This is a genomic window from Tritonibacter sp. SIMBA_163 (assembly GCF_046535935.1).
GTDB lineage: Bacteria > Pseudomonadota > Alphaproteobacteria > Rhodobacterales > Rhodobacteraceae > Epibacterium > Epibacterium scottomollicae.
Genome location: NZ_JAWJBP010001157.1, coordinates 1 through 242 on the forward strand (window position 1 = coordinate 1; position 242 = coordinate 242).

Below are 242 nucleotides of genomic sequence, written 5' to 3' on the forward strand. Positions count from 1 at the left end.
GTCTCGGGATCAACTAATAAATAAGTGCCGGGGTCTTTTTCCCAATAGTATTGCAATTGCTCTAATGTCGCTGGCAAGATTTGTTTTTGAGCATAAAAATTGAGAGACGGACGCTCATAATCAAAAGAGGTATAAATGGGCGCGCTCTCTGGTACTTGATCTTGAATTAGCATGGCAACAGGTTTCACGGGATAGGCTTCGTTTAATTCCCATAACCACTGGGATGAACTGACTAATAACAG

General features: G+C 41.7%; 1 protein-coding gene. It reads right to left on the minus strand.

Going from position 1 to position 242, the window contains the following annotated elements; genetic code table 11:
- The coding region (locus R0J92_RS25955; protein ID WP_411053808.1) for a hypothetical protein at nucleotides 1–188 on the minus strand (188 nt) is incomplete at its 3' end.
- Nucleotides 189–242 lie beyond the last annotated feature (54 nt).